The organism is Microbacterium sp. 05N427, from assembly GCF_056397105.1.
Genome location: NZ_JBFTMT010000027.1, coordinates 1 through 21,874, shown reverse-complemented (window position 1 = coordinate 21,874; position 21,874 = coordinate 1). Strand labels below are relative to the sequence as shown.

The 21,874-nt window shown below is 68.3% G+C and carries 20 protein-coding genes; 7 read left to right on the top strand and 13 right to left on the bottom strand.

The window, feature by feature from the left end; genetic code table 11:
* Positions 1-2: 2 nt before the first annotated feature.
* Together AC1DG4_RS18610 and trpD are read right to left on the bottom strand one after the other, a co-directional pair.
* The gene (locus AC1DG4_RS18610) at positions 3-989 is read right to left on the bottom strand and encodes a PHP domain-containing protein (protein ID WP_477381878.1); all 987 of its coding nucleotides are present in this window, start codon (positions 987-989) and stop codon (positions 3-5) included.
* A gap of 23 nt (positions 990-1,012) precedes the next feature.
* Positions 1,013-2,077 (bottom strand): anthranilate phosphoribosyltransferase, encoded by a 1,065-nt coding sequence (gene trpD / locus AC1DG4_RS18605; RefSeq protein ID WP_477381879.1) that lies wholly within the window; start codon positions 2,075-2,077, stop codon positions 1,013-1,015.
* Between the two features lie 181 nt (positions 2,078-2,258).
* Between trpD and ctaE the strand changes: the two genes are divergently transcribed.
* From ctaE to AC1DG4_RS18580, 5 genes are all read left to right on the top strand, one after another.
* Positions 2,259-2,891: an aa3-type cytochrome oxidase subunit III gene (gene ctaE, locus AC1DG4_RS18600; protein ID WP_477381880.1), complete on the top strand. Its 633-nt coding sequence runs from the start codon at positions 2,259-2,261 to the stop codon at positions 2,889-2,891.
* A 21-nt stretch (positions 2,892-2,912) separates the two neighbouring features.
* Positions 2,913-3,710 (top strand): cytochrome bc1 complex diheme cytochrome c subunit, encoded by a 798-nt coding sequence (qcrC, locus tag AC1DG4_RS18595; protein ID WP_477381881.1) that lies wholly within the window; start codon positions 2,913-2,915, stop codon positions 3,708-3,710.
* A gap of 33 nt (positions 3,711-3,743) precedes the next feature.
* A complete protein-coding gene (gene qcrA / locus AC1DG4_RS18590) occupies positions 3,744-4,817 on the top strand; it encodes a cytochrome bc1 complex Rieske iron-sulfur subunit (RefSeq protein ID WP_477381882.1) in 1,074 nt (357 codons plus the stop codon).
* Positions 4,814-6,625 carry a cytochrome bc1 complex cytochrome b subunit gene (gene qcrB / locus AC1DG4_RS18585; RefSeq protein WP_477381883.1) on the top strand — a complete coding sequence of 604 codons (1,812 nt, stop codon included), beginning with the start codon at positions 4,814-4,816 and terminating at the stop codon, positions 6,623-6,625. Before qcrA ends, qcrB begins: the two co-directional genes overlap by 4 nt.
* An 85-nt stretch (positions 6,626-6,710) precedes the next feature.
* Positions 6,711-7,130: a rhodanese-like domain-containing protein gene (locus AC1DG4_RS18580; RefSeq protein WP_477381884.1), complete on the top strand. Its 420-nt coding sequence runs from the start codon at positions 6,711-6,713 to the stop codon at positions 7,128-7,130.
* A 27-nt stretch (positions 7,131-7,157) separates the two neighbouring features.
* Here AC1DG4_RS18580 and AC1DG4_RS18575 read toward each other — a convergent pair whose 3' ends face one another.
* The 6 genes from AC1DG4_RS18575 to AC1DG4_RS18550 all read right to left on the bottom strand — a co-directional run bounded on the left by AC1DG4_RS18575 (position 7,158) and on the right by AC1DG4_RS18550 (position 12,612).
* Positions 7,158-7,391, bottom strand: a complete 234-nt coding sequence (locus tag AC1DG4_RS18575) for a histidine ammonia-lyase (protein ID WP_477381885.1) — start codon at positions 7,389-7,391, stop codon at positions 7,158-7,160.
* A 131-nt stretch (positions 7,392-7,522) separates the two neighbouring features.
* Positions 7,523-7,957 carry a cytochrome c oxidase subunit 4 gene (locus AC1DG4_RS18570; protein WP_477381886.1) on the bottom strand — a complete coding sequence of 145 codons (435 nt, stop codon included), beginning with the start codon at positions 7,955-7,957 and terminating at the stop codon, positions 7,523-7,525.
* 3 nt (positions 7,958-7,960) lie between these two features.
* On the bottom strand, positions 7,961-9,688 hold the full coding sequence (gene ctaD / locus AC1DG4_RS18565; protein WP_477421408.1) for an aa3-type cytochrome oxidase subunit I: 1,728 nt from the start codon (positions 9,686-9,688) through the stop codon (positions 7,961-7,963).
* A gap of 5 nt (positions 9,689-9,693) precedes the next feature.
* Positions 9,694-10,593 carry an aa3-type cytochrome oxidase subunit II gene (gene ctaC / locus AC1DG4_RS18560; protein ID WP_477381888.1) on the bottom strand — a complete coding sequence of 300 codons (900 nt, stop codon included), beginning with the start codon at positions 10,591-10,593 and terminating at the stop codon, positions 9,694-9,696.
* Positions 10,594-10,715: 122 nt separating this feature from the next.
* Complete coding sequence (erpA, locus tag AC1DG4_RS18555) at positions 10,716-11,078, bottom strand: iron-sulfur cluster insertion protein ErpA (protein WP_045272493.1); 363 nt, start codon at positions 11,076-11,078, stop codon at positions 10,716-10,718.
* Positions 11,079-11,196: 118 nt separating this feature from the next.
* Positions 11,197-12,612, bottom strand: a complete 1,416-nt coding sequence (locus tag AC1DG4_RS18550; protein WP_477381889.1) for a M20/M25/M40 family metallo-hydrolase — start codon at positions 12,610-12,612, stop codon at positions 11,197-11,199.
* 54 nt (positions 12,613-12,666) lie between these two features.
* Between AC1DG4_RS18550 and AC1DG4_RS18545 the strand changes: the two genes are divergently transcribed.
* Entirely contained in the window at positions 12,667-13,227 is a 561-nt protein-coding gene (locus AC1DG4_RS18545) for a DUF3043 domain-containing protein (RefSeq protein WP_477381890.1), read from the top strand.
* 73 nt (positions 13,228-13,300) lie between these two features.
* On the opposite strand, the gene AC1DG4_RS18540 is transcribed toward AC1DG4_RS18545, so the two are convergent.
* The 5 genes from AC1DG4_RS18540 to dnaE all read right to left on the bottom strand — a co-directional run bounded on the left by AC1DG4_RS18540 (position 13,301) and on the right by dnaE (position 21,332).
* Positions 13,301-14,323, bottom strand: coding sequence for a quinone-dependent dihydroorotate dehydrogenase (locus AC1DG4_RS18540; RefSeq protein WP_477381891.1), 1,023 nt, complete (start codon positions 14,321-14,323; stop codon positions 13,301-13,303).
* Between the two features lie 44 nt (positions 14,324-14,367).
* Positions 14,368-14,841 (bottom strand): transcriptional regulator NrdR, encoded by a 474-nt coding sequence (nrdR, locus tag AC1DG4_RS18535; RefSeq protein WP_477381892.1) that lies wholly within the window; start codon positions 14,839-14,841, stop codon positions 14,368-14,370.
* Positions 14,842-14,851: 10 nt separating this feature from the next.
* Positions 14,852-16,186, bottom strand: coding sequence for a histidinol dehydrogenase (hisD, locus tag AC1DG4_RS18530; RefSeq protein WP_477381893.1), 1,335 nt, complete (start codon positions 16,184-16,186; stop codon positions 14,852-14,854).
* A 6-nt stretch (positions 16,187-16,192) separates the two neighbouring features.
* The gene (locus AC1DG4_RS18525; protein ID WP_477381894.1) at positions 16,193-17,665 is read right to left on the bottom strand and encodes a CvpA family protein; all 1,473 of its coding nucleotides are present in this window, start codon (positions 17,663-17,665) and stop codon (positions 16,193-16,195) included.
* 148 nt (positions 17,666-17,813) lie between these two features.
* The gene (gene dnaE, locus AC1DG4_RS18520; protein WP_477381895.1) at positions 17,814-21,332 is read right to left on the bottom strand and encodes a DNA polymerase III subunit alpha; all 3,519 of its coding nucleotides are present in this window, start codon (positions 21,330-21,332) and stop codon (positions 17,814-17,816) included.
* 348 nt (positions 21,333-21,680) lie between these two features.
* On the opposite strand from dnaE, the gene AC1DG4_RS18515 reads away from it, so the two are divergent.
* The coding region (locus AC1DG4_RS18515; RefSeq protein WP_477421407.1) for a hypothetical protein at positions 21,681-21,874 on the top strand (194 nt) is incomplete at its 3' end.

Here is a 21,874-nt window from a genome sequence, read left to right as displayed (position 1 = left end):
GTTCACTCCGCCCAGCGCAGCAGCCGGTCCAGGCCCCAGGTCGTCACGATCCGCTCCGCGGGGACGCCTGCACGCTCGGCGCGCTGGGCGCCGTGGTCCAGGAGCGACAGCTGTCCTGGTGCGTGCGCGTCGGAGTCGATCGAGAACAGGCAGCCGATCTCGAGCGCGAGGGCCAGGAGTCCGTCCGGCGGGTCCTGGCGCTCCGGGCGCGAGTTGATCTCCACCGCCACGCCGTGCTCGGCACACGCCTCGAACACGGCGCGGGCATCGAACCGCGACGGCGGCCTCGTGCCCCGCTCCCCCTGTACGAGCCGCCCTGTGACGTGCCCGAGCACGCTCACCCGGGAGTTGGAGACCGCGGCGACCAGGCGTCGCGTCATCGGCCCCGGCTCCATGGCCAGCTTGGAATGCGCGGACGCGACCACGACGTCCAGCTCGCCGAGCAGCCGGTCCTCCTGGTCCAGGCGCCCGTCGTCGAGGATGTCGACCTCGATCCCGGTGAGCATCGTGAGTCCGCCGCCGCTGAGCGCGCGCACCTGCGGCAGCTGCGTGCGCAGCCGCTCCGCGGTGAGGCCGCGCGCCACGCGCAGTCGCGGCGAATGGTCGGTGATCGCGAGGTACTCGTGGCCCAGCGCTCTGGCCGCGTCCGCCATCGCCTCGATCGGGGTCGTCCCGTCCGACCATTCGGTGTGCGCGTGCAGGTCACCGCGCAGTCGCGGGCGCAGCTCCGAGGCGATCTCCGGCTCGACCTCGCCGCGCAGCTCGACGAGGTAGGACGGCGTCCGCCCCTCGAGCGCTTGCCGGATGACCTCGAACGTCGAGGAGCCGATCCCCTTCGCCTGCTGGATCCGGTTCAGGTCAGACCGCGCGTCCTCGGGGAGCTCGGCATACGTCGCCGCGGCGACGCGGAAGGCCTTGGCCCTATATCGCGACGCCCGCTCGCGCTCGAGCAGCCGGGCGATCTCGAGCAGCGCCTCCTGCGGATCCATGCCGGTCCTTCCGTCTGCGCCGCTCAGTGCGCGGCGAGCTCCTTGGACGCCGAGACCCACGCGTCCAGCTTCGCGACGGCCCGGCCGTCGTCGACAGCGGCTTCGGCCAGTACCAGGGCTGCGCGCAGCCGCTCCACGATCGGCGCCTGCGCCAGGGACGGGTCGTGCGAGAGCTCATAGGCGACGATGCCGGCCGCGGCGTTCAGCAGCACGATGTCGCGCACCGCGCCGCGCTCGCCCTCGAGCGTACGGCGCAGCACGCCAGCGTTGTGCTCGGGCGAGCCGCCGATGAGATCGGCGAGTTCGGCGAGCGGGATCCCCAGGTCGCGCGGATCCAGGTCGTGCTCGTGGATGTCACCGCGGGTGACCTCCCAGATGCGGCTGTGGCCCGTGGTCGTGAGCTCGTCCAGCCCATCGTCACCGCGGAACACCAATGCGGTGGCGCCGCGGGTGCGGAACACGCCCGTGATGAGCGGCACGCGGTCCAGCTGGGCGACGCCGACGGCGTTCGCCTCCGCGCGCGCCGGGTTGCAGAGCGGACCGAGCATGTTGAACACGGTCGGCACGCCGAGTTCCGCGCGCACCGCACCGGCGTTCTTGAAGCCGGGGTGGAACGCGCCCGCCCAGGCGAAGGTGATGCCGGTGCGATCGAGGATCTCGGCGACCGCCTGCGGGTCGAGGGTGAGCTCGAGCCCCAGCGCTCCGAGGACATCGGAGGATCCGGACGCCGAGCTCGCCGCGCGATTGCCGTGCTTGACGACCGGGACGCCGGTCGCGCCGATGATGATGGCCGCCGTGGTCGACACGTTCACGGTCCCGACGCGGTCTCCGCCCGTGCCGACGATGTCGAGCACATCCGAGGACACCGGCAACGGCACCGCGGCCTCGAGGATCGCATCGCGGAAGCCGACGACCTCGTCGATCGTCTCCCCCTTCGCGCGAAGACCGACCAGGAACCCGGCCAGCTGCGCCTCGGTCGCCTGACCGCGCATCACCTGACGCATCGCCCAGGTCGACTCGTAGACGCTCAGATCGCGTCCGGCGAGGAGAGTGGAGAGGACATCGGGCCAGGTCAGAGCATCCGCCATGCCAGTGATCCTAGCGATGTGATCCAGTCGTGATCCCCGCTCGGACGTCGCGCGGCCCACCCGCAACCGCGCGTCTCCCAGGGGATTCGCGGCTGCTTCCGAGGTCGCACAGAGGCCCGGACGGGCTGAACCGCCGCCACCGGTGCGACAATCGTCGTCCGAGATCGGCCATAATGGACAGGTGACGACCTCAGCGACGTATGCCCCGGCGGCGAGAACCATCAAGCGCCCCAACCCGGTGGCTGTGGGAACCATTGTCTGGCTCGGCAGTGAAGTGATGTTCTTCGCGGGACTCTTCGCGATCTACTTCACCCTGCGCAGCACTTCGCCGGAGCTCTGGGCTTCGCGAACCGAATCGCTCAACGTGCCGTTCGCCGCGATCAACACCCTGGTCCTGGTGGCGTCCTCGTTCACCTGCCAGATGGGCGTGTTCGCGGCGGAGCGCATGCAGCCCTACACGTCGGTCAACGACAAGGGCCGCAAGCGCTGGGGCATGGTCCCGTGGTTCTGGCTGACCTTCGCGATGGGCGCGTTCTTCGTGTCCGGCCAGGTGTGGGAGTACTCGCAGCTGGTCGCCGAGGGCATGCCGATCTCGGTCGATTCCTACGCCTCCGCGTTCTACATCACCACCGGCTTCCACGCCCTTCACGTCACCGGCGGTCTGGTCGCGTTCCTGCTGACCCTCGGCCGCGCATTCGCCGTCAAGAACTTCACGCACAAGGAGGCGACGACCGCCATCGTGGTGTCCTACTACTGGCACTTCGTCGACGTCGTCTGGATCGTGCTGTTCTTCGTCATCTATTTCCTCAAGTAAGAAGCGGAGCGGATTCCCGACATGGCACGTGAGAAGAAGCGCCGTACCGGCCGCCGCAGCCCCCTGGCTGCCGCGGCGCTGATCGGCGCAGGCCTGATGATCACCGGCGGCATCTACGCCGGTGCGAGTGCGGCGTTCGCCGCGACCGAGCCGGCGTCCGTCACCGCCGCGGTCTCGACCGAGGACGGGCAGAAGCTGTTCCAGGCGAACTGCGCCACCTGTCACGGCATGAACCTGCAGGGCACCGCCACCGGACCGAGCCTCTACGGCGTCGGCGAGCTCGCGGTCGAGTTCCAGATGTCGACCGGCCGCATGCCGCTGCAGATGCAGGGACCGCAGGCTCCGCAGAAGCACCCGCAGTTCTCCGAGGAGCAGATCAAGAACGTCGCCGCCTGGGTGCAGTCGGTCGCCCCCGGCCCGACCTACCCCGAGGAGAAGATCCTCGACGGCAAGGGCGACGTCGCGCACGGGGCCGAGCTGTTCCGCATCAACTGCGCCATGTGCCACAACGTGGCCGGCGCCGGCGGTGCGCTGACCGAGGGCAAGTATGCGCCGGGTCTGATGAAGACCAGCGCCCTGCACATGTACGCGGCCATGGTCACCGGCCCGCAGAACATGCCGGTCTTCGGCAACATGTCGCTGACGGCGGAGGACAAGCGCGACATCATCTCCGCCCTGCTCTTCCAGCAGAAGGCGACCCAGGTGGGCGGTATGGATCTCGGATCCCTCGGCCCCGTCTCGGAGGGCTTGTTCATCTGGATCTTCGGCATCGGCGCACTCGTCGCCATCACCGTGTGGATCACGGCGAAGTCCAACTGACGCCGGCATATCGAAGAACGTACGAGGAGAACCATGGCACACGACGACCCGCACGCTCTTGACCGGACCTATCAGGCACCGGTCGGGCTGAGCGTCGACGTCAGCGACCCCGCGAAGAACCCGGGACTGCCCGCCCACCGCGCGCGCGTCACGGACCAGGACCCGACGGCGATGAAGCACGCCGTCCGCACCGTCTACACGCTCTTCTACCTCTCCCTCGCGGGCAGCATCTGGGCGGTCGCCGCCTACATGCTGTTCCCGATCGAGAGCGGCTCGCTCCTCGATGTGCGCTACAACAACCTGTTCATCGGCCTCGGAATCGCCCTCGCCCTGCTCGCGCTCGGCATCGGTGCGATCCACTGGTCGAAGGCCATCATGGCCGACAACGAGCACATCGAGTACCGGCACCCCACCCGTGGCCGGGACTCGACCCGTGAGGCCGCGATCCAGGCGTTCGCCGACGCGAACGAGGAGTCCGGCTTCGGCCGCCGCGTGATGATCCGCAACTCGCTCATCGCCGCGGTCGTCGCCTCCGTCGTCCCCGGCCTCGCGCTCTTCCGCGGCCTTGCCCCGCACAGCACCGCCGAGAACCCGATCGCGGGCGACCCGGTGCAGCTGCTCAAGCACACCATGTGGGAGAAGGGCATGCGCCTGGCGCACGACCCCGACGGCACCCCGATCCGCGCCGCGGACATCGTGCTCGGCTCTGCCGTGCACGTGATCCCCGAGCCTCTCAGCAAGGTCGGCCATGAAGACGGCTACCTCGAGGAGAAGGCCAAGGCGATCGTCCTGCTGATGCGTCTGCTCCCCGAGCAGCTCATCGAGACCGAGGACCGCAAGACCTGGTCCTACGACGGCATCGTCGCCTACTCCAAGGTCTGCACGCACGTCGGCTGCCCCGTCGCGCTGTACGAGCAGCAGACCCACCACCTGCTCTGCCCCTGCCACCAGTCGCAGTTCGACGTCACCGAGCACGCGAAGGTCATCTTCGGCCCGGCCGCGCGCCCGCTGCCGCAGCTGCCGATCACGGTCGACGACGAGGGCTACCTCGTCGCGCAGAGCGATTTCCACGAACCCGTCGGTCCGAGCTTCTGGGAGCGTCATTGAGCACCGCAACTGTTACCGAGCAGAAGTCCTCGGAGAAGCCCTCGGAGGCGCCGCTGGGCGGCCGATTCGTCGGGGGTCTCTCCAACTACATCGATGAGCGGACGAGCCTCTCCGGCTTCGTCAAGGAGCTCGGCCGCAAGATCTTCCCCGATCACTGGTCGTTCATGCTCGGCGAGATCGCGCTGTGGAGCTTCGTCGTCGTGCTGCTCTCCGGCACGTTCCTGACGTTCTTCTTCCAGGCGTCGATGGTGCCCACCCACTACGCCGGCGCGTACGCGCCGATGCGCGGTGTGGAGATGTCCGCGGCGCTCGACTCGACGCTGCGCATCTCCTTCGACCTGCGCGGCGGGCTCCTCGTCCGTCAGATCCACCACTGGGCCGCGCTCACGTTCGTCGCCGGCATCGGCGTGCACATGCTGCGCGTGTTCTTCACCGGTGCTTTCCGCAAGCCGCGCGAACTGAACTGGGTGATCGGCTTCGTGCTGTTCGTCCTCGCGATGGCTGAGGGCTTCACCGGCTACTCCCTCCCCGACGACCTGCTCTCGGGCAACGGTCTGCGGATCATCGACGGCATGATCAAGGGCCTCCCGCTGATCGGCACCTGGACCTCGTTCATGCTGTTCGGCGGCGAGTTCCCGGGCGACCAGATCGTGGGACGCCTGTACACGCTGCACATCCTGATCCTGCCGCTCCTGGTGATCGGCCTGGTCGTGCTGCACCTCATGCTGATGGTGATCAACAAGCACACGCAGTTCGCCGGCCCCGGCCGCACGGACGAGAACGTCGTGGGCTACCCGATGATGCCGATCTACATGTCGAAGATGGGCGGCTTCCTGTTCATCACGTTCGGCGTGATCGTCCTGATCGCCTCGCTGTTCCAGATCAACCCGATCTGGAACTACGGACCGTACGACCCCTCACCCGTGTCCGCGGGCACGCAGCCGGACTGGTACATCGGCTTCGCCGACGGCGCGCTGCGTCTGGCGCCGTCGAACCTCGATGTCGTGTTCCTCGACCACACGTGGTCGTTCGGGATCATCATCCCGGTGATCGTGCTGGGCCTGTTCATCGTCCTCGTCGCCATCTACCCCTTCATCGAGGCGTGGCTGACCGGCGACAAGCGCGAGCACCACATYGCCCAGCGTCCGCGCACCTCCGCGACCCGCACCGCGATCGGCGTCGCCGGCGTGATCTTCTACGCCGTGCTGTGGGCGGCCGCTTCGTCCGACCTGATCGCGACGCACTTCTCGCTCACGATGGAGGGCGTGATCCACACGCTCCAGGCGCTGCTCTTCATCGGCCCGATCCTCAGTTACTTCATCACGAAGCGCATCTGCGTCGCCCTGCAGAAGAAGGACCGCGAGATCGTCCTGCACGGCTACGAGTCCGGTCGCATCGTCCGCCTTCCCGGCGGCGAGTACATCGAGGTCCACAAGCCGGTCGATGTGTATGACCGCTGGAAGCTCATCGACACCGAGGTGTACGAGCCGCTCGTGGTCCGCCCGAACGCCAAGGGCCGCATCCCGTGGACTCAGAACCTGCGTTCCTCGATGTCGCGCTGGTTCTTCGAGGACCGTCTCTCCCCGCTCACGCAGGCCGAGATCGCCGCGGCCGACGCGCACCAGCGTCACACGCTGCACGACACGAACGAGTCCGCGCACGAAGAGATCGTGGCATCGCACGCTCGAGCCGGTGTGAGCGAGGACGAGATCGCGCCCGTCGACACCTCGCATGTCAGCGAGACCCCGAACACGCCGAGCTCCGCGCTCGCGCCGGAGTCGCTGCCCGTGAAGGAGAGCGGCGAATAGTCCGCTCCCCCGCTTCGACCGAAGGCCCCGTCATCTGACGGGGCCTTCGTCGTTCCCGCCCACGGCGCCGGAGTAGCCTGGCCACATGACCTCCGCCATGGACCACTTCGCCGCCAAGATCGCCCACGAGACCGATGCGAGCGACGTGCATGCCGCCCGCAAGGCCGGCCAGCAGATCGCCGTCATCGACGTCCGCAGCGACGAGGCGTGGGCGCAGGGTCGTATCGTCGAGGCGATCCACATGCACTACAGCGAGATCGCGACGAGGGCGCCGCAGGAGATCCCCCAGGGCACGCCCGTGGTCGTCTACTGCTGGAGCCCCGGGTGCAACGCCGGCGACAAGGGCGCCCTGGAGTTCGCCAAACTCGGCTACGACGTGAAGCTCATGATCGGCGGCTTCGAGTACTGGGTGCGCGAGGGCTATCCCGTCGAGAACGCCGACGGCGTGCATCGTCGTCCGGTGGATCCCCTCACCGGCGTCCCGCGCATCCGCACCAACGCCTGACGTACGGGCTGAGGACAGAGGCGATTTTCAGCTGGACGAGCCGCCCGGGGAGAACGGGGCCTGCGGGCCGATGAGCCGACCGGTCGCGGGGTCGGCCCAGTTGCCGGACCCGGTGATCCGATGCCAGCGCTTGTGGAACGCGAGGTCGGTGTCTTCGGCTTCGACGACGGTCGCACCGCACAGACCGCAGATGCGCAGGATGACGGTGTCTCCGTCCGCGGTCGTGACCGAGAGCGCCCCCTCCGGGAATACCAAGCCCATCGTGCTCCTCCTCGCGTGGGGACCGACCAGAGCGGTCAGCTTCCGAGACTGTCCTCAGAGTACGCCAGGCGCCCTCAGACAAACGACGAAGCCCCCGGAGCAAGAGCTCCAGGGGCCTCGTGAAGAAGGACTCAACGGGCGAAATGACCGCGGTAGTACTCGTACACCCAGCCGACGATCGCGACCACGAAGATGGCCAGCGCGACCGGGAAGAGGAACACTCCCACGGCCAGCGCGATCATCCCGACCGCGGCCGCTCCGGCGAGCACGATCGGCCACCAGGACCACGGGCTGAACTCGCCGAGCTCAGGGTCGCCGTCATCGATGTCACTCGTCAGGATGTCCTCGGGCAGCGTGCCGCCCTGGGCCTTGTGCGTGCGATCGAGGTAGAACGCGATCATCGCGCCCATGAACGCTGCGAAGAACAGTGCAACGGTGCCGACCCACTCGATCGCCCTCACGGGCGGCTCACCGGCGTGCGCGACCAGGTTCCAGACCGTGTAGGTCACGCCCACGAGGGCGAAGAAGCCGGTGAGGATCCACCAGAGAACGATATTGTCGCGCATGGGTCAGTGGGCCTTTCCATCGGCGGCCGCGGCAACCGGGTGCTCTGCGGCCTCCGGGTGATTGAGGTCGAACGCCGGACGCTCGCTGCGGATCCGCGGGATCGACGTGAAGTTGTGGCGCGGCGGCGGGCACGACGTCGCCCACTCGAGCGAAGCGCCATAGCCCCACGGGTCGTTAACGGTGACCTTGGGTGCCTTGCGCGCGGTCAGCCACACGTTCAGGAAGAACGGCAGCATCGACGCGCCGAGGATGATGGCGCCGATCGTGGAGACCTGGTTCTCCCAGGTCCAGTTGTCGTAGGCCGAGTAGTCGGCGTAACGACGCGGCATGCCGTCCACGCCCAGCCAGTGCTGGATGAGGAACGTCATGTGGAAACCGATGAACAGCATCCAGAAGTGGACGTAGCCGAGGCGCTCGTTGAGCATCCGCCCCGTCCATTTCGGCCACCAGAAGTAGAAGCCTGCGAACATCGCGAACACGACCGTGCCGAACACCACGTAGTGGAAGTGCGCGACGACGAAGTACGAGTCGGAGAGGAAGAAGTCCAGCGGCGGGGAGGCCAGGATGACGCCGGTCAGACCACCGAAGACGAACGAGACGAGGAAGCCCAGCGCGAACACCATGGGCGTCTCGAAGGTCACGGATCCTCGCCAGAGCGTGCCGATCCAGTTGAAGATCTTCACACCGGTCGGAACCGCGATGAGCATGGTCATCAGCGCGAAGAACGGCAGCAGCACACCGCCCGTGACGTACATGTGGTGCGCCCASACGGYSACGGACAGGGCRGCRATCGCGATCGTYGCGTAGACSAGGSYCTTGTASCCGAAGAYCGGCTTGCGGCTGAASACCGGGAAGATCTCGGAGACGATGCCGAAGAACGGCAGCGCGATGATGTAGACCTCGGGGTGGCCGAAGAACCAGAACAGGTGCTGCCAGAGCAGCACGCCGCCGTTGGCCGGGTCGTAGATGTGCGCACCGAGCACGCGGTCGGCGGCGGCGGCCAGCATGGCCGCGGCCAGCACCGGGAACGCCATCAGGATCAGCAGGCTGGTGATCAGCGTGTTCCACGAGAAGATCGGCATGCGCCACATGGTCATGCCAGGAGCACGCATCGTGATGATCGTGGTGATGAAGTTGACCGCGCCGAGGATCGTTCCGAAACCGGACATGCCGAGGCCGAGCATCCACAGGTTGCCACCGGCACCAGGGGTGAACGACGCGCTCGCGAGCGGCTGATAGGCGAACCAGCCGAAGGAGGCGGCGCCCTGCGGGGTGAGGAAGCCGGCGACCGCGATCGTGGAACCGAACAGGAACAGCCAGAATGCGAACGCGTTCAGACGCGGGAACGCGACGTCGGGGGCGCCGATCTGCAGCGGGAGGATCGCGTTCGCGAAGCCCGCGAACAGCGGGGTCGCGAACATCAGCAGCATGATCGTGCCGTGCATCGTGAACAGCTGGTTGTACTGCTCCTTCGTCGGGATGATCTGCATGCCCGGCGAGAAGAGCTCGGCGCGGATGATGAGAGCCATCACGCCGCCGAGGAGGAAGAACAGCACCGAGGCGATCAGATACATGTATCCGATCGTCTTGTGGTCGGTGGACGTGATCCACTTGACGACGATGTTGCCCTTCTGCTCGACACGGGTCGTGCTGAGCAGGGCCGCCTGGCGCGGCGGGATCGTCGTCGGACGCGCGCCGACCTCGGACGTGTCGGGAAGAGTGCTCGTCATTCTGCTTACTTCGCTTCCGAGTCGGTCGTGGGCTTGCCGGTGCCGGGGTAGTTGGTCAGGCGGTTATAGGCATCGGTGATGTCACCCGTGTTGCCCTCGTCCTTGAGCGTGGCGAGGTACGACTGGTAGTCAGCGTCGCTGACGACCTTCACGTTGAAGAGCATCATCGAGTGGTACTCGCCGCAGAGCTCGGCGCACTTGCCCTGATAGGTGCCCTCGCGGGTCGGCGTGAAGGACCACGAGTTGTCCTTGCCGATGTACATGTCCTTCTTGTACAGGAAGTCGATGATCCAGAACGAGTGGATCACGTCGCGGGACTGCAGCGTGATCTTCACGGTCTTGTTGACCGGCAGGTACAGCGTGGGCAGGGCCGACTGATCGATGTTGCCCGCTTTGTCCGGCTGCGCCTGGACACCCATGGTCCACACGGCATCGGAGTTGTCCTTCTCCTTGCCGTCGTACTGGAAGTCCCAGGCCCACTGCTTGCCGATCGCGGTGATCGCCACATCGGGCTTGTCGTACTGCGTCTCGATGATCGTCTGATCACGGGCCGTGAAGGCGAACATGCCGAAGATCAGGATCAGCGGCACGATCGTGTAGAAGATCTCGAGCGGCATGTTGTAGCGCAGCTGCACCGGCAGGCCGGTCTGCCCCTTGCGGCGACGGTAGGCGATCGCAGCCCAGCCCATCAGGCCCCACGTGATGAGGCCGACGATCAGCAGGACGATCCACGAGTTGACCCAGAGCGCGGCGACGCGATCCGTCTGGTTGGTGGCCGGCGTGCCGTCCTCGATGAAGCCTGGGAGGAATCCGTGGAGCTCGGTGGGAGAGCATCCCGCGAGGGCCACGGCTGCCGCTACTCCCAAGGGGAGTGCGGCCCAACGAAGGCGGCGTTTCGAGGGCACGATGCACCTTTCAGATCACGGACGTGGGCTCCCCCAGTCTAGGGGAAGCTCACACCCGATTCACGCCATCCACGCAGGTTCGGCGTGGATGGCGCAGGGATGGGAGAGGGGAATTCCGCGGGTCAGTGGAAGCTGTCGCCGCATGCGCAGGAGCCCTGCGCGTTGGGGTTGTCGATCGTGAATCCCTGCTCCGAGATAGTGTCCTTGAAGTCGATCGCCGCACCGTCGAGGTACGGCACGCTCATGTTGTCGATGATCACTTCGACGCCGTCGAAATCGACGGTCTCGTCGCCTTCGAGATAGCGCTCGTCGAAGTAGAGCTGGTAGATCAGGCCGGAGCAGCCGCCGGGCTGCACGGCGACGCGCAGGCGCAGGTCGTCGCGGCCCTCCTGCTCCAGCAGGCTCTTCACCTTCGCCGCTGCGGCGTCGGTGAGCTTCACGCCGTGCGCGGCGGTGGTCTCGGGGGTGAGGGTGATGTCGCTCATATCGCTCCTTGGATCGGCCGTGGCCAGGCACGGTTTCCGTCACTCGAGTCTACCGCCGCGCGCGGGCAGGGCATCGATCGCGGCCGGTCACGACCGCGTCTCGATGCCCTGGGGGTGGTCAGAGGGTGATCTCGTTCATCCGCGTGAGCAGCAGCGCCTCGGTCGCCACGGCGTGGCGGAAGGTGTCGAGGTGCAGCGACTCGTTGGGGCTGTGCGCCCGCGAGTGCGGGTCCTCCACCCCGGTCACCAGGATCTCGGCGCCGGGGAACCGCTCCACCAGGTCCGCGATGAACGGGATGGATCCGCCGATGCCGAGGTCGACCGGCGCCGTGCCGTAGCCGTCCGCCATCGCGCCGCGCACCAGGCCGACGGCCCAGCCGCTGGTGTCGACCAGGAACGGATTGCCGAGGTCGACATCGGAGAAGTCGAGCTGAGCGCCGAACGGCGCGTGCGCACGCAGATGCGACTGCAGCGCGGCGTACGCGTCGTCCGCGCTCTGCCCTGGCGCGATGCGGCAGCTCAGCACGACGGTGGTCTCGGGCGAGAGCGTGTTGGACGCGGCGGCGACGGACGTGGCGTCGACACCGATCACCGTGACGGAGGGCTTGTTCCAGATGCGGCTGAGGATCGTGCCGTCGCCGATGGGCGAAACACCGGGAAGCAACCCTGTTTCGTCGCGCAGCGTCTCCTCGCTGTACTCGGGCGTGGCGGCGTCTCGCACGGTCAGTCCCTCGACCGCGACGGATCCGTTCTCGTCCCACAGGGTGTTCAGCAGGCGAATGGTCGCGAGCATGGCGTCGGGCACCGCTCCCCCGAACATCCCGGAGTGCGACGCGTGGTCGAGCGTGCGCACGGTGAGCGTGAATCGCACCGCTCCGCGCAGCGAGACGGTGAGCCCGGGCGTGTCGGAGTCCCAGTTGCCCGAGTCGGCGACGACGATCGCATCCGCGCGCAGCGCGTCCTCGTTGTCGGTGAGGAACTGTCCGAAGGAGCGGGATCCGTACTCCTCCTCCCCTTCGATGAACATCGCGATGCCGAGGTCCAGGTCGTCGCCCAGCGCCTCCGCGACCGCGCGGATGGACGCGATGTGCGCCATGATCCCTGCCTTGTCGTCGGCGGCCCCGCGTCCGTACAGGCGTCCGTCGCGGACGGTCGGCTCGAACGGCGGGGTCTCCCACAGCTCGTCCTCCCCCGGAGGCTGCACGTCGTGGTGCGCGTAGAGCAGGATCGTGGGCTTGCCGTTGCGCGCGGCCCGGCGCGCCAGGATCGCGGGCTGCCCGACCTCGTCGGTGCCGGGGATCGCCGCGCGCAGCACGCGGACGCTGTCGAACACGCCCGTGCCCTCTGCGAGCTCGGCGACGGCGGCGGCGCTGCGCACGAGCTGGGTCTGATCGAAGGCCGGCCATGCGACCCCTGGGATGCGCACGAGGGTGCCGAGATCGCTGAGCGCGGCGGGGATCCCGGTGCTCACGGCGGCGGTGACGGCGGCTTCGACGTCACCGGGTGCGGTGACCGAGGAGGAGGGAGAAGTCATGCAGGTAATCTTAGAGAACACCCGTTTCGCCCTCTCTCGACTTCAGGAGCCTTCGTGCCCAGCACTCCCACCCCCGCACCAGAGGACTCCTCGGCCGACGCGAGCGGCAAGGGACGCCGCACTCCGACGCGCGCGGAGCAGGAAGCCGCCCGTCGCCGGCCGCTCGTGGCGGACACCAAGGAGGCCAAGGCGCAGGCGCGCGCCGACCTGCGCGTCCGCCAGGAGCGGCAGCGCATCGGCATGGCCAACGGCGAGGAGAAGTACCTCCCCGTTCGCGACCGCGGTCCTCAGCGCCGCTGGGTGCGCGACTACGTCGACGCCGGCTGGCACGTCAGCGAGTGGATCATGGCCCTCATGGTCGTCGTGATCGTCGTCTCGCTGATCCCGAACACGCTGGTCGCCTACTGGGCGTTCATCGGCCTGTGGGGCTTCATCGCGATCGCCATCATCGACATGGTCTTCCTCGGCATCCGCGTGAACCGCCGTATCGCCGACAAGTACGGCAAGGACAAGCGCGAGCGCGGCCTCGCCTGGTACGCCGCCATGCGGTCGCTGCAGATGCGCTTCATGCGCCTGCCGAAGCCCCAGGTCAAGCGCGGGCAGTACCCGGACTGATCCGGATCCCCTGACAGACGAGAAGATCCCGGTGCGCAGCGAGCGCCCGGGATCTTCTTCGTCGTGTGCGGGGTCAGCGCGTGCGCAGCCCGGCGCGGATCTGACGAGCCCAGAACGGTCCCCGGTAGAGGAACGCGGTGTAGCCCTGCACCAGCGTGGCGCCGGCCTCGAGCCGCTCCCGCACCTCCGCGCCGGTCTCAACGCCTCCGACGGAGATGACGCAGAAGTCAGCGGGGACCGCGGCACGTACGAGGCGCAGGACCGCGAGCGAGCGCTCCTTGAGCGGGGCGCCCGAGAGGCCGCCCTCCCCCGCCGCGGCGACCTTCGCGGGGTCGGTGGTCAGTCCTTCCCGCGAGATCGTGGTGTTCGTCGCGATGAGGCCGTCCAGCCCTTCGGCGACCGCGAGCTCCGCGATCGCGGTGACCTCGTCGTCCGGAAGGTCGGGGGCGATCTTCACCAGAAGCGGGGTGGCACCGGCTGCGGCCTTCACGGCGCGCAGCAGCGGGGCGAGCGTCTCCACCGCCTGCAGTCCGCGCAGCCCCGGCGTGTTCGGGGAGGAGACGTTGATCGCGAGGTAGTCCGCGAGCGGGGCAAGGCGGACGGCCGACGCGACGTAGTCGGCCGTCGCGTCCTCGACCGCGACCACGCGGCTCTTGCCGATGTTCACGCCGATCACGGCGGAGGGCCTGCGGCGACGCAGCTTCCAGAGTCGCTTCTCCGCGGCCTCGGCCCCCGCGTTGTTGAAGCCCATCCTGTTCACGACCGCGCGATCCGGCACGAGCCGGAACAGGCGCGGCTGGGGATTGCCCGGCTGCGGGACGGCCGTGATCGTGCCCACCTCGACATGCCCGAAGCCGAGCGCGGACAACCCGCGCACGCCGACCGCGTTCTTGTCGAAGCCCGCGGCGATGCCGAAGGGAGTGGGGAACGTGAGCCCCAGCGCGTGCACCTCGTCGCCGGATGCCGGACGGGTCAGCGCACGCGCCGCCCAGGAGAACGGAGGCTCGCCGAGGATTCGCACCACGACCATGCCGGCGTGGTGGGCGAATTCGGGATCGAAGCGCGCGAGGACGAGACGGAAGAGCAGGGCATACATCCCTGCCAGGCTACCGGTCGGAGGATGTGGATCCGACCGGCGGCTCAGAGCGCCGTCTGCTCGGCGGCGCGATGGTGATCGGCGCGCAGCTCGGCGATCGACATCTCGAAGTCCTCGAGCGAATCGAACGCCTGGTAGACGCTCGCGAAACGGAGGTAGGCGACCTCGTCCAGATCACGGAGCGGGCCGAGGATCGCCAGGCCGATCTCATTCGTGTCCAGCTGCGAGACACCGGTCTGACGCACAGCCTCCTCGACGCGCTGAGCCAGGATCGCGAGATCCGCCTCGGTGACGGGCCGCCCCTGGCAGGCCTTCCGGACCCCGGAGATCACCTTCTCGCGGCTGAACGGCTCCATCACGCCGGAGCGCTTGATGACGTTGAGGCTCGCGGTCTCGGTGGTCGTGAACCGTCCCCCGCACTCGGGGCACTGACGGCGCCGGCGGATCGACAGCCCGTCGTCGCTCGTGCGGGAGTCGATAACGCGGGAGTCCGGATGACGGCAGAACGGGCAGTGCATTCGAGAAAGCCTACGCCCCGGGCGCCGTGGCGGACTCGGGCGCGGCTGTGAACCGTGCCTCGACGGCCTCTCCGTGCGCGGGCAGCACCTCGGCGTCGGCGAGCGCGACGACGCCGTCGCGAGCGCGCGCCAATGCGTCGCGGTCGTAGGAGATCACCTGCTGCGGGCGGAGGAACGTGTACGAGCCGAGCCCCGAGGCGTAGCGGGCCTGCCCGCCCGTCGGCAGGACGTGATTGCTGCCGGCCATGTAGTCGCCGAGGCTCACGGGCGTCTGATCTCCGACGAACACCGCACCGGCGCTCGTGAAGACGGCGGCTGCCTCCTCCGCGTCCGCGAGGTGCAGCTCGAGGTGCTCCGGCGCATACGCGTTGCTGAACGCCACGGCGGCGGCACGGTCGTCCACCAGCACGATCGCCGACTGCGGTCCGTCCAGGGCGGTCTGCACACGGACGCTGTGCCGCGTCGCGGCGGCGGCCTTCGCGACCTCGACGGCCACCAGGCCCGCGAGCTCGGCCGAGTCGGTCACGAGGACGGCGGAGGCCTGCTCGTCGTGCTCGGCCTGACTGACCAGATCCACGGCGATGAGACGAGGATCCGCCTTCGCGTCCGCGACGATGAGGATCTCCGTCGCTCCCGCCTCGGAGTCCGTCCCGACGACGCCGGCGACGGCGCGCTTGGCGGAGGCGACGTAGTTGTTGCCAGGGCCGGAGATGACGTCGACCGGCTCGAGTCCGATCGCCTCGACACCATACGCCAGAGCGCCGATCGCGCCCGCGCCGCCGATCGCGTAGACCTCCTCGACCCCGAGCAGCCCCGCGGCGGCGAGGATCGTCGGGTGGATGCGGCCGTCTTCGCCGGACTGCGGCGGCGAGGCCAGTGCGATGCTGCCGACACCGGCGACCTGCGCCGGAACGACGTTCATGACAACGCTCGAGGCGAGCGGCGCCTTGCCGCCGGGGATGTAGACGCCGACCCGCCCGACCGGCTGCCAGCGCTGCACGATGCGGGCACCGGGGCCGATCTCCGTCACCCGCGGCGTGGGGACCTGCGCCGCTGAGCCCTGGCGCACTCTCTCGATCGCCGCCTCGAGCGCCGCACGCACCTGCGGATCGACGCTGGTGAGCGCCTCGTCGAGGTGCTCTTGCGGAACCCGGATCGCGTGCCCGTTGACGTGGTCGAACCGCTCGGCCTGCTCACGCAGGGCCTCCTCGCCGCGGACGCGCACGTCCTCCACGATCGCGGTCGCGGTCGCCAGGGCTTCCGCGCGCGCAGCGGTGGCGCGCGGCACGGCCGCCAGCATCTCGGCGGTGGAGAGGGTGCGTCCCCTCAGGTCGATCGTCTGCATGCGTCCTCAGCCTCGGGTCATGTTCTCTGTGTCGTGCAGGTAGCCCACGCGACCGTCGTCGTGGCGCACCACGAACGCGCCGCCACGGTCCTCGAGAACAAGGATCCACGCTTCCGGCCCGATCGTGAAAATCGAGTCGCCCCGCGCGTCATGAACCACGCGCGTGTCCGGCGCGAGCGCCCAGAACGGCTGGAGCTGCTCGCCGGTCTCGACGGAGCCCGCCACGTCCGGTTCGCGACCGCCGTCCCTCGGCACGACGTCGACCGCGTGCGTGGCGACATCGTCCTCGTGCGTGGCCGCCACGTCCGCCGAGGAGGGCTCGAGCAGGTCGCCGAGCACCTCCGTCATGGTGTCGGACAGATCCTGCGGCCCCGTGGTCGCGTCCGGCAGCTGGTCGGGGGCGCGCACGCCCTCCGCCTCGGCGTCGGGCTCGGCCTCCGCGATGGCCGTGGCGCGTCGGGCGTCGGCACGCGTGGCGGGTTCGCCCTCTTCCGACGTCTCCTCGGCAGGAGCCTGCGGCTCTTCGTCCTGGAGCGCCGGGGGAACCGTGTCCAGGATCGCCTCGGTCGGGGCGTCCGCGGCCGGCATGACGCCGGTGAGGGCATCGTCCGCGCGCATCGCCGTATCCGTCCCGGGCAGAGGCTGCTCCTCGGCGGGGGCGACGGAGGTCTCCCCCGACGCCAGGAACGACTCGCGGTGCTGCTCGGGGACGTAGCCCGTCTCGCCCTGGACCACGGCGCCCGTGACGCCCGTGGCCGAGAGGTGCCCGGCCGCGCCGACCTCGTCGTCGTGCAGCAGACCCGGGTCCACGTCGTCCTCGTTCTGCGGGTCGGACACGCTCCCCCTCGCTCGTACCGGGCGGGGGCGCGAGAACACGGGGCGCACGGGATTCGCCCGGCGATGCGCGAGGGTCTCCGTCCGCTCCTCGAAGTCCTCACGGAGCCCGGGGATGAGCGCCGCGAAGACCGTCGCCACGACGAGGACGAGCATCAGCAGGATCTCCAGCCACAGCGGCCAGGTGACCAACGGGGATCGCCGCGTCGCGCCGACCAGATCCAGCTGCTGCCACAGCAGGACGACCCAGCTCACGAGCGCGACGGAGAAGGCCACGGAGGCGAACTGGTCGATGCCGAGCGATCCGACCCGACGGATCCCCTCGGGAGAGAGCCGGCGCAGCACGATGAGGAACACGGCGGCGGTGGGCACGCCGATGGCGAGCGCCCAGGCGCCGTTCATCGTCCACACCGTCGCGGAGCTGTCGAGGACGCTCCCGCCGCCCGGCACGAAGGACAGCGCGAAAGCGATCACCCACGCGCCGATCATGATCAGCTCGCGGAGCGAGAAGCCGAACCAGCCCTGCTGCGGCGCCGCAGCGGGCAGGGGCCCGTCGTCGGCCTCCATGTCGAACGAGGTGTCGGGGGTCGAGGTCGGATCCTGTACTTCCTGCGCCATCTCAGCGGAGGGGACGTCGCCGGTCATCGGTGTTTCCTTTCGTCGTGCGGCCGCGGGGGGCTTCGGCCGTCGAACGGGACCCGATATTACCCGGCGGCGGTGGAGACCTCCTGAGCGACGTCCGTACACGGCACGGGCCGTCCGAGCCGGGAGGGGACGAGCGAGACGCCCGTGATCAACCGAGGCACTGCGGACCGAGCAGCGACTTCAGGTCGCCGAACAGGTCCGCGGTGACGGTCACCGGCATGGGCACCTCGAACACCTTGGCGCGGCCGCCGCGATGCATCTTCAGCATCACTTCGGTCTCGCCGGCGTGGCGGCGCAGCACGTCCGCCAGATCCTCGATGACGCGCTCCGTGGCGCGCTGCTCCGGCACCAGCAGCGACAGCGGACCTGCGGCGTCGAAGGAGCCGACGTCGGGCGTGAACGCCGACTGCGCATGCAGGTTCATGCCGTCGTCACGACGGGAGATGCGTCCACGCACCGCGAGGATCGAGTCCTGCTGCAGCGTGCTCTGGAACTCGAGGTACGTCTTGCCCATGAACATGATCGTGATCTCGCCGCCGAAGTCCTCGACGGTGATCATGCCGTAGGGGTTGCCGCTGGCCTTGGCGACGCGGTGCTGCACGCTCGTGACGAGACCGGCGACCGTCACCTGGTCGCCGTCCTGCAGATCCTCGGACTCCAGCAGGCTGTTGATCGCGATCGAGGCGTGCTTCGCGAGTGGGACCTCGAGGCCCGCGAGCGGATGGTCCGACACGTACAGGCCGAGCATCTCGCGTTCGAACGCGAGCTTGTCCTTCTTGGTCCATTCCGGACGAGCGGGCACCTTGGGAGGCGCGACCTCTTCGATCTCGTCGTACAGGCTGTCGAAGTCGAAGCCGATGGCGCCCTGGGCCTCGTTGCGCTTCTGGCCCACCGAAGCCTCGACGGCGTCCTCGTGGATCTCCACGAGCGCCCGCCGCGTGTCGCCCATCGAGTCGAAGGCGCCCGCCTTGATGAGCGACTCGACCGTGCGCTTGTTCGCGACGTGCAGCGGAACCTTCTTCAGGAAGTCGTGGAAGGAGGTGAAGTTCTCCTTCTGGCGGCCCTGCACGATGCCCTCGACGACGTTGGATCCGACGTTGCGCACCGCGCCGAGGCCGAAGCGGATGTCCTCTCCGACGGCGGCGAAGTAGTTGATCGACTCCCGCACGTCGGGCGGCAGCACCTTGATGCCCATGCGGCGRCACTCGTTGAGGTAGAGCGCCATCTTGTCCTTCGAGTCGCCGACGCTGGTGAGCAGCGCCGCCATGTACTCGGCCGGATAGTGCGCCTTGAGGTACGCGGTCCAGTACGAGATCACCCCGTAGGCGGCGGAGTGCGCTTTGTTGAAGGCGTAGTCGGAGAAGGGCAGCAGAACCTCCCAGAGCGCGTTGACGGCGCCGTCCGAATAGCCGTTCGCGTGCATGCCTCCCTGGAAGCCCTCGAACTGCTTGTCCAGCTCGCTCTTCTTCTTCTTGCCCATCGCGCGTCGGAGGATGTCTGCCTGACCGAGCGAGAACCCGGCCACGCGCTGGGCGATCGCCATCACCTGCTCCTGGTAGATGATGAGGCCGTAGCTCTCGTCCAGGATGTCCTTGAGCGACTCGGCGAACTCCGGGTGGATCGGCGTGATCTCCTGCAGGCCGTTCTTGCGCAGGGCGTAGTTCGTGTGCGAGTTGGCGCCCATAGGGCCGGGCCGGTACAGCGCGATGAGCGCCGAGATGTCGCCGAAGTTGTCCGGCTTCATCAGGCGCATGAGGGCGCGCATCGGGCCGCCGTCGAGCTGGAACACGCCGAGCGAGTCGCCCCGGGTGAGCAGGTCGTAGGACGGGCGGTCGTCGAGGGCGAGCTCTTCGAGTACGAGCTCCTCACCCCGGTTCATCCGGATGTTGGCGAGCGCGTCCGAGATGATCGTGAGGTTGCGCAGCCCCAGGAAGTCCATCTTGATGAGCCCGAGCGACTCGCACGACGGGTAGTCGAACTGCGTGACGATCTGGCCGTCCTGCTCGCGCTTCATGATCGGGATGATGTCGATCAGCGGATGCGAGGACATGATGACGCCGGCGGCGTGCACGCCCCACTGGCGCTTCAGGTTCTCCAGGCCCAGGGCCGTGTCGAACACGGTCTTCGCCTCGGGATCGGACTCGATCACGACGCGGAACTCGCTGGCCTCCTTGTAGCGCGGGTGCTCCGGGTTGAACATGCCGTCCAGCGGCATGTCCTTGCCCATCACGGGCGGCGGCATCGCCTTGGTGAGCTTCTCCCCCATGCTGAACGGGAAGCCGAGCACGCGGCCCGCGTCCTTCAGCGCCTGCTTGGCTTTGATCGTGCCGTAGGTGACGATCTGCGCGACGCGCTCGTCGCCGTACTTCTCGGTGACGTACTGGATCACCTCGCCACGGCGCCGGTCGTCGAAGTCGACGTCGAAGTCGGGCATGGAGACGCGGTCGGGATTCAGGAACCGCTCGAAGATGAGTCCGTGCTCGAGGGGGTCGAGATCGGTGATCCGCATGGCGTACGCGGCCATGGATCCCGCGCCGGAACCACGACCGGGACCGACGCGCACGCCGTTGTCCTTGGCCCAGTTGATGAAGTCGGCGACGACGAGGAAGTAGCCGGGGAAGCCCATCGACGAGATGACCTCGACCTCATAGTTCGCCTGCTTCCGCACCGCGTCCGAGATACCGCCCGGGTAGCGGAACTGCAGGCCCTTCTCCACTTCCTTGATGAACCAGCTCTCCTCCGTCTCGCCCTGAGGGACGGGGAAGCGCGGCATGAAGTTGGCACCGGTGTTGAACGAGACGTCGCAGCGCTCGGCGATGAGCAGCGTGTTGTCGCACGCCTCCGGGTGCTCGCGGAACACCTGGCGCATCTCCGCCGCGGACTTGACGTAGTAGCCGTCGCCGTCGAACTTGAATCGGTTCGGATCGTCGAGGGTCGAGCCGGACTGCACGCAGAGCAGCGCCGCGTGGCTGGTCGAGTCGTGCTGGTGCGTGTAGTGCAGATCGTTCGTGCCGACCAGCGGGATCCCCAGATCCTTCGCGATCTTCAGCAGGTCGCCGGTGACGCGCCGTTCGATCTCGAGCCCGTGATCCATGATCTCGGCGAAGTAGTTCTCCTTGCCGAAGATGTCCTGGAACTCGGCCGCCGCCGCACGCGCCGCGTCGTACTGGCCCAGCCGCAGCCTGGTCTGGATCTCGCCCGAGGGACAGCCCGTCGTGGCGATGAGGCCCTTGGAGTACTTCTGCAGGATCTCGCGATCCATGCGCGGCTTGAAGTAGTAGCCCTCCAGGCTCGAGGTCGAGGAGAGCCGGAACAGGTTGTGCATGCCCTCGGTGGTCTCGGAGAGCAGCGTCATGTGCGTATAGGCACCGGATCCGGAGACGTCGTCTCGGCGCTGCTCGGGCGAGCCCCACTGCACGCGCGACTTGTCGCTGCGATGCGTGCCGGGAGTGACGTACGCCTCGATGCCGATGATCGGCTTGACCCCGGCGGCCTGGGCCGCCTTGTAGAACTCGAACGCCGCGAACGTGTTGCCGTGGTCGGTCACGGCGACGGCCGGCATGCCCTGCGCGACGGCCTCCTGAACCAGCGGCCCGACACGCGCAGCCCCGTCCAGCATCGAGTACTCGCTGTGCACGTGCAGGTGGACGAAGGAGTCGGATGCCATGCTTCGAGTCTACTTTCGCGCTCTGACACCGAGCGCCGGAACCCCGGTCCCTGAGCGAGCGCAGCCAAGCACCCCCGGTCCCTGAGCGAGCGGCGCACCCCGGTCCCTGAGCGAGCGGCGCACCCCCGGTCCCTGAGCGAGCGCAGCGAGACGAAGGGCCACCTGCACCCCCGGTCCCTGAGCGAGCGCAGCCAAGCACCCCCGGTCCCTGAGCGAGCGCAGCGAGACGAAGGGCCGCGCTGCACCCTCTCGAGCAGACCGAGGTCGTTACCGCTTCGTGACCTGACGGCGGCCGCGCTCAGCTCGAATATTCGTCCTAATGTCGGTGCCCCGGAGTTGACTGGAGTCATGTCCAGCACCAGCACAGCGGCCGCCGATCCGGGTCTCGACCCGACGGCGGTGCTGAGCATGGTGGTCGAGTCTCTCAGCGCGACCGAAGCGTCGATCGCCCGGCTCCAGGCGGTGAAGGAGGGGTTCCTCGCGATCGCCGTCCGGGTCGCGACGGAGTTGGCGGAATGCACGGATCCGGCCGATCTCCGCAG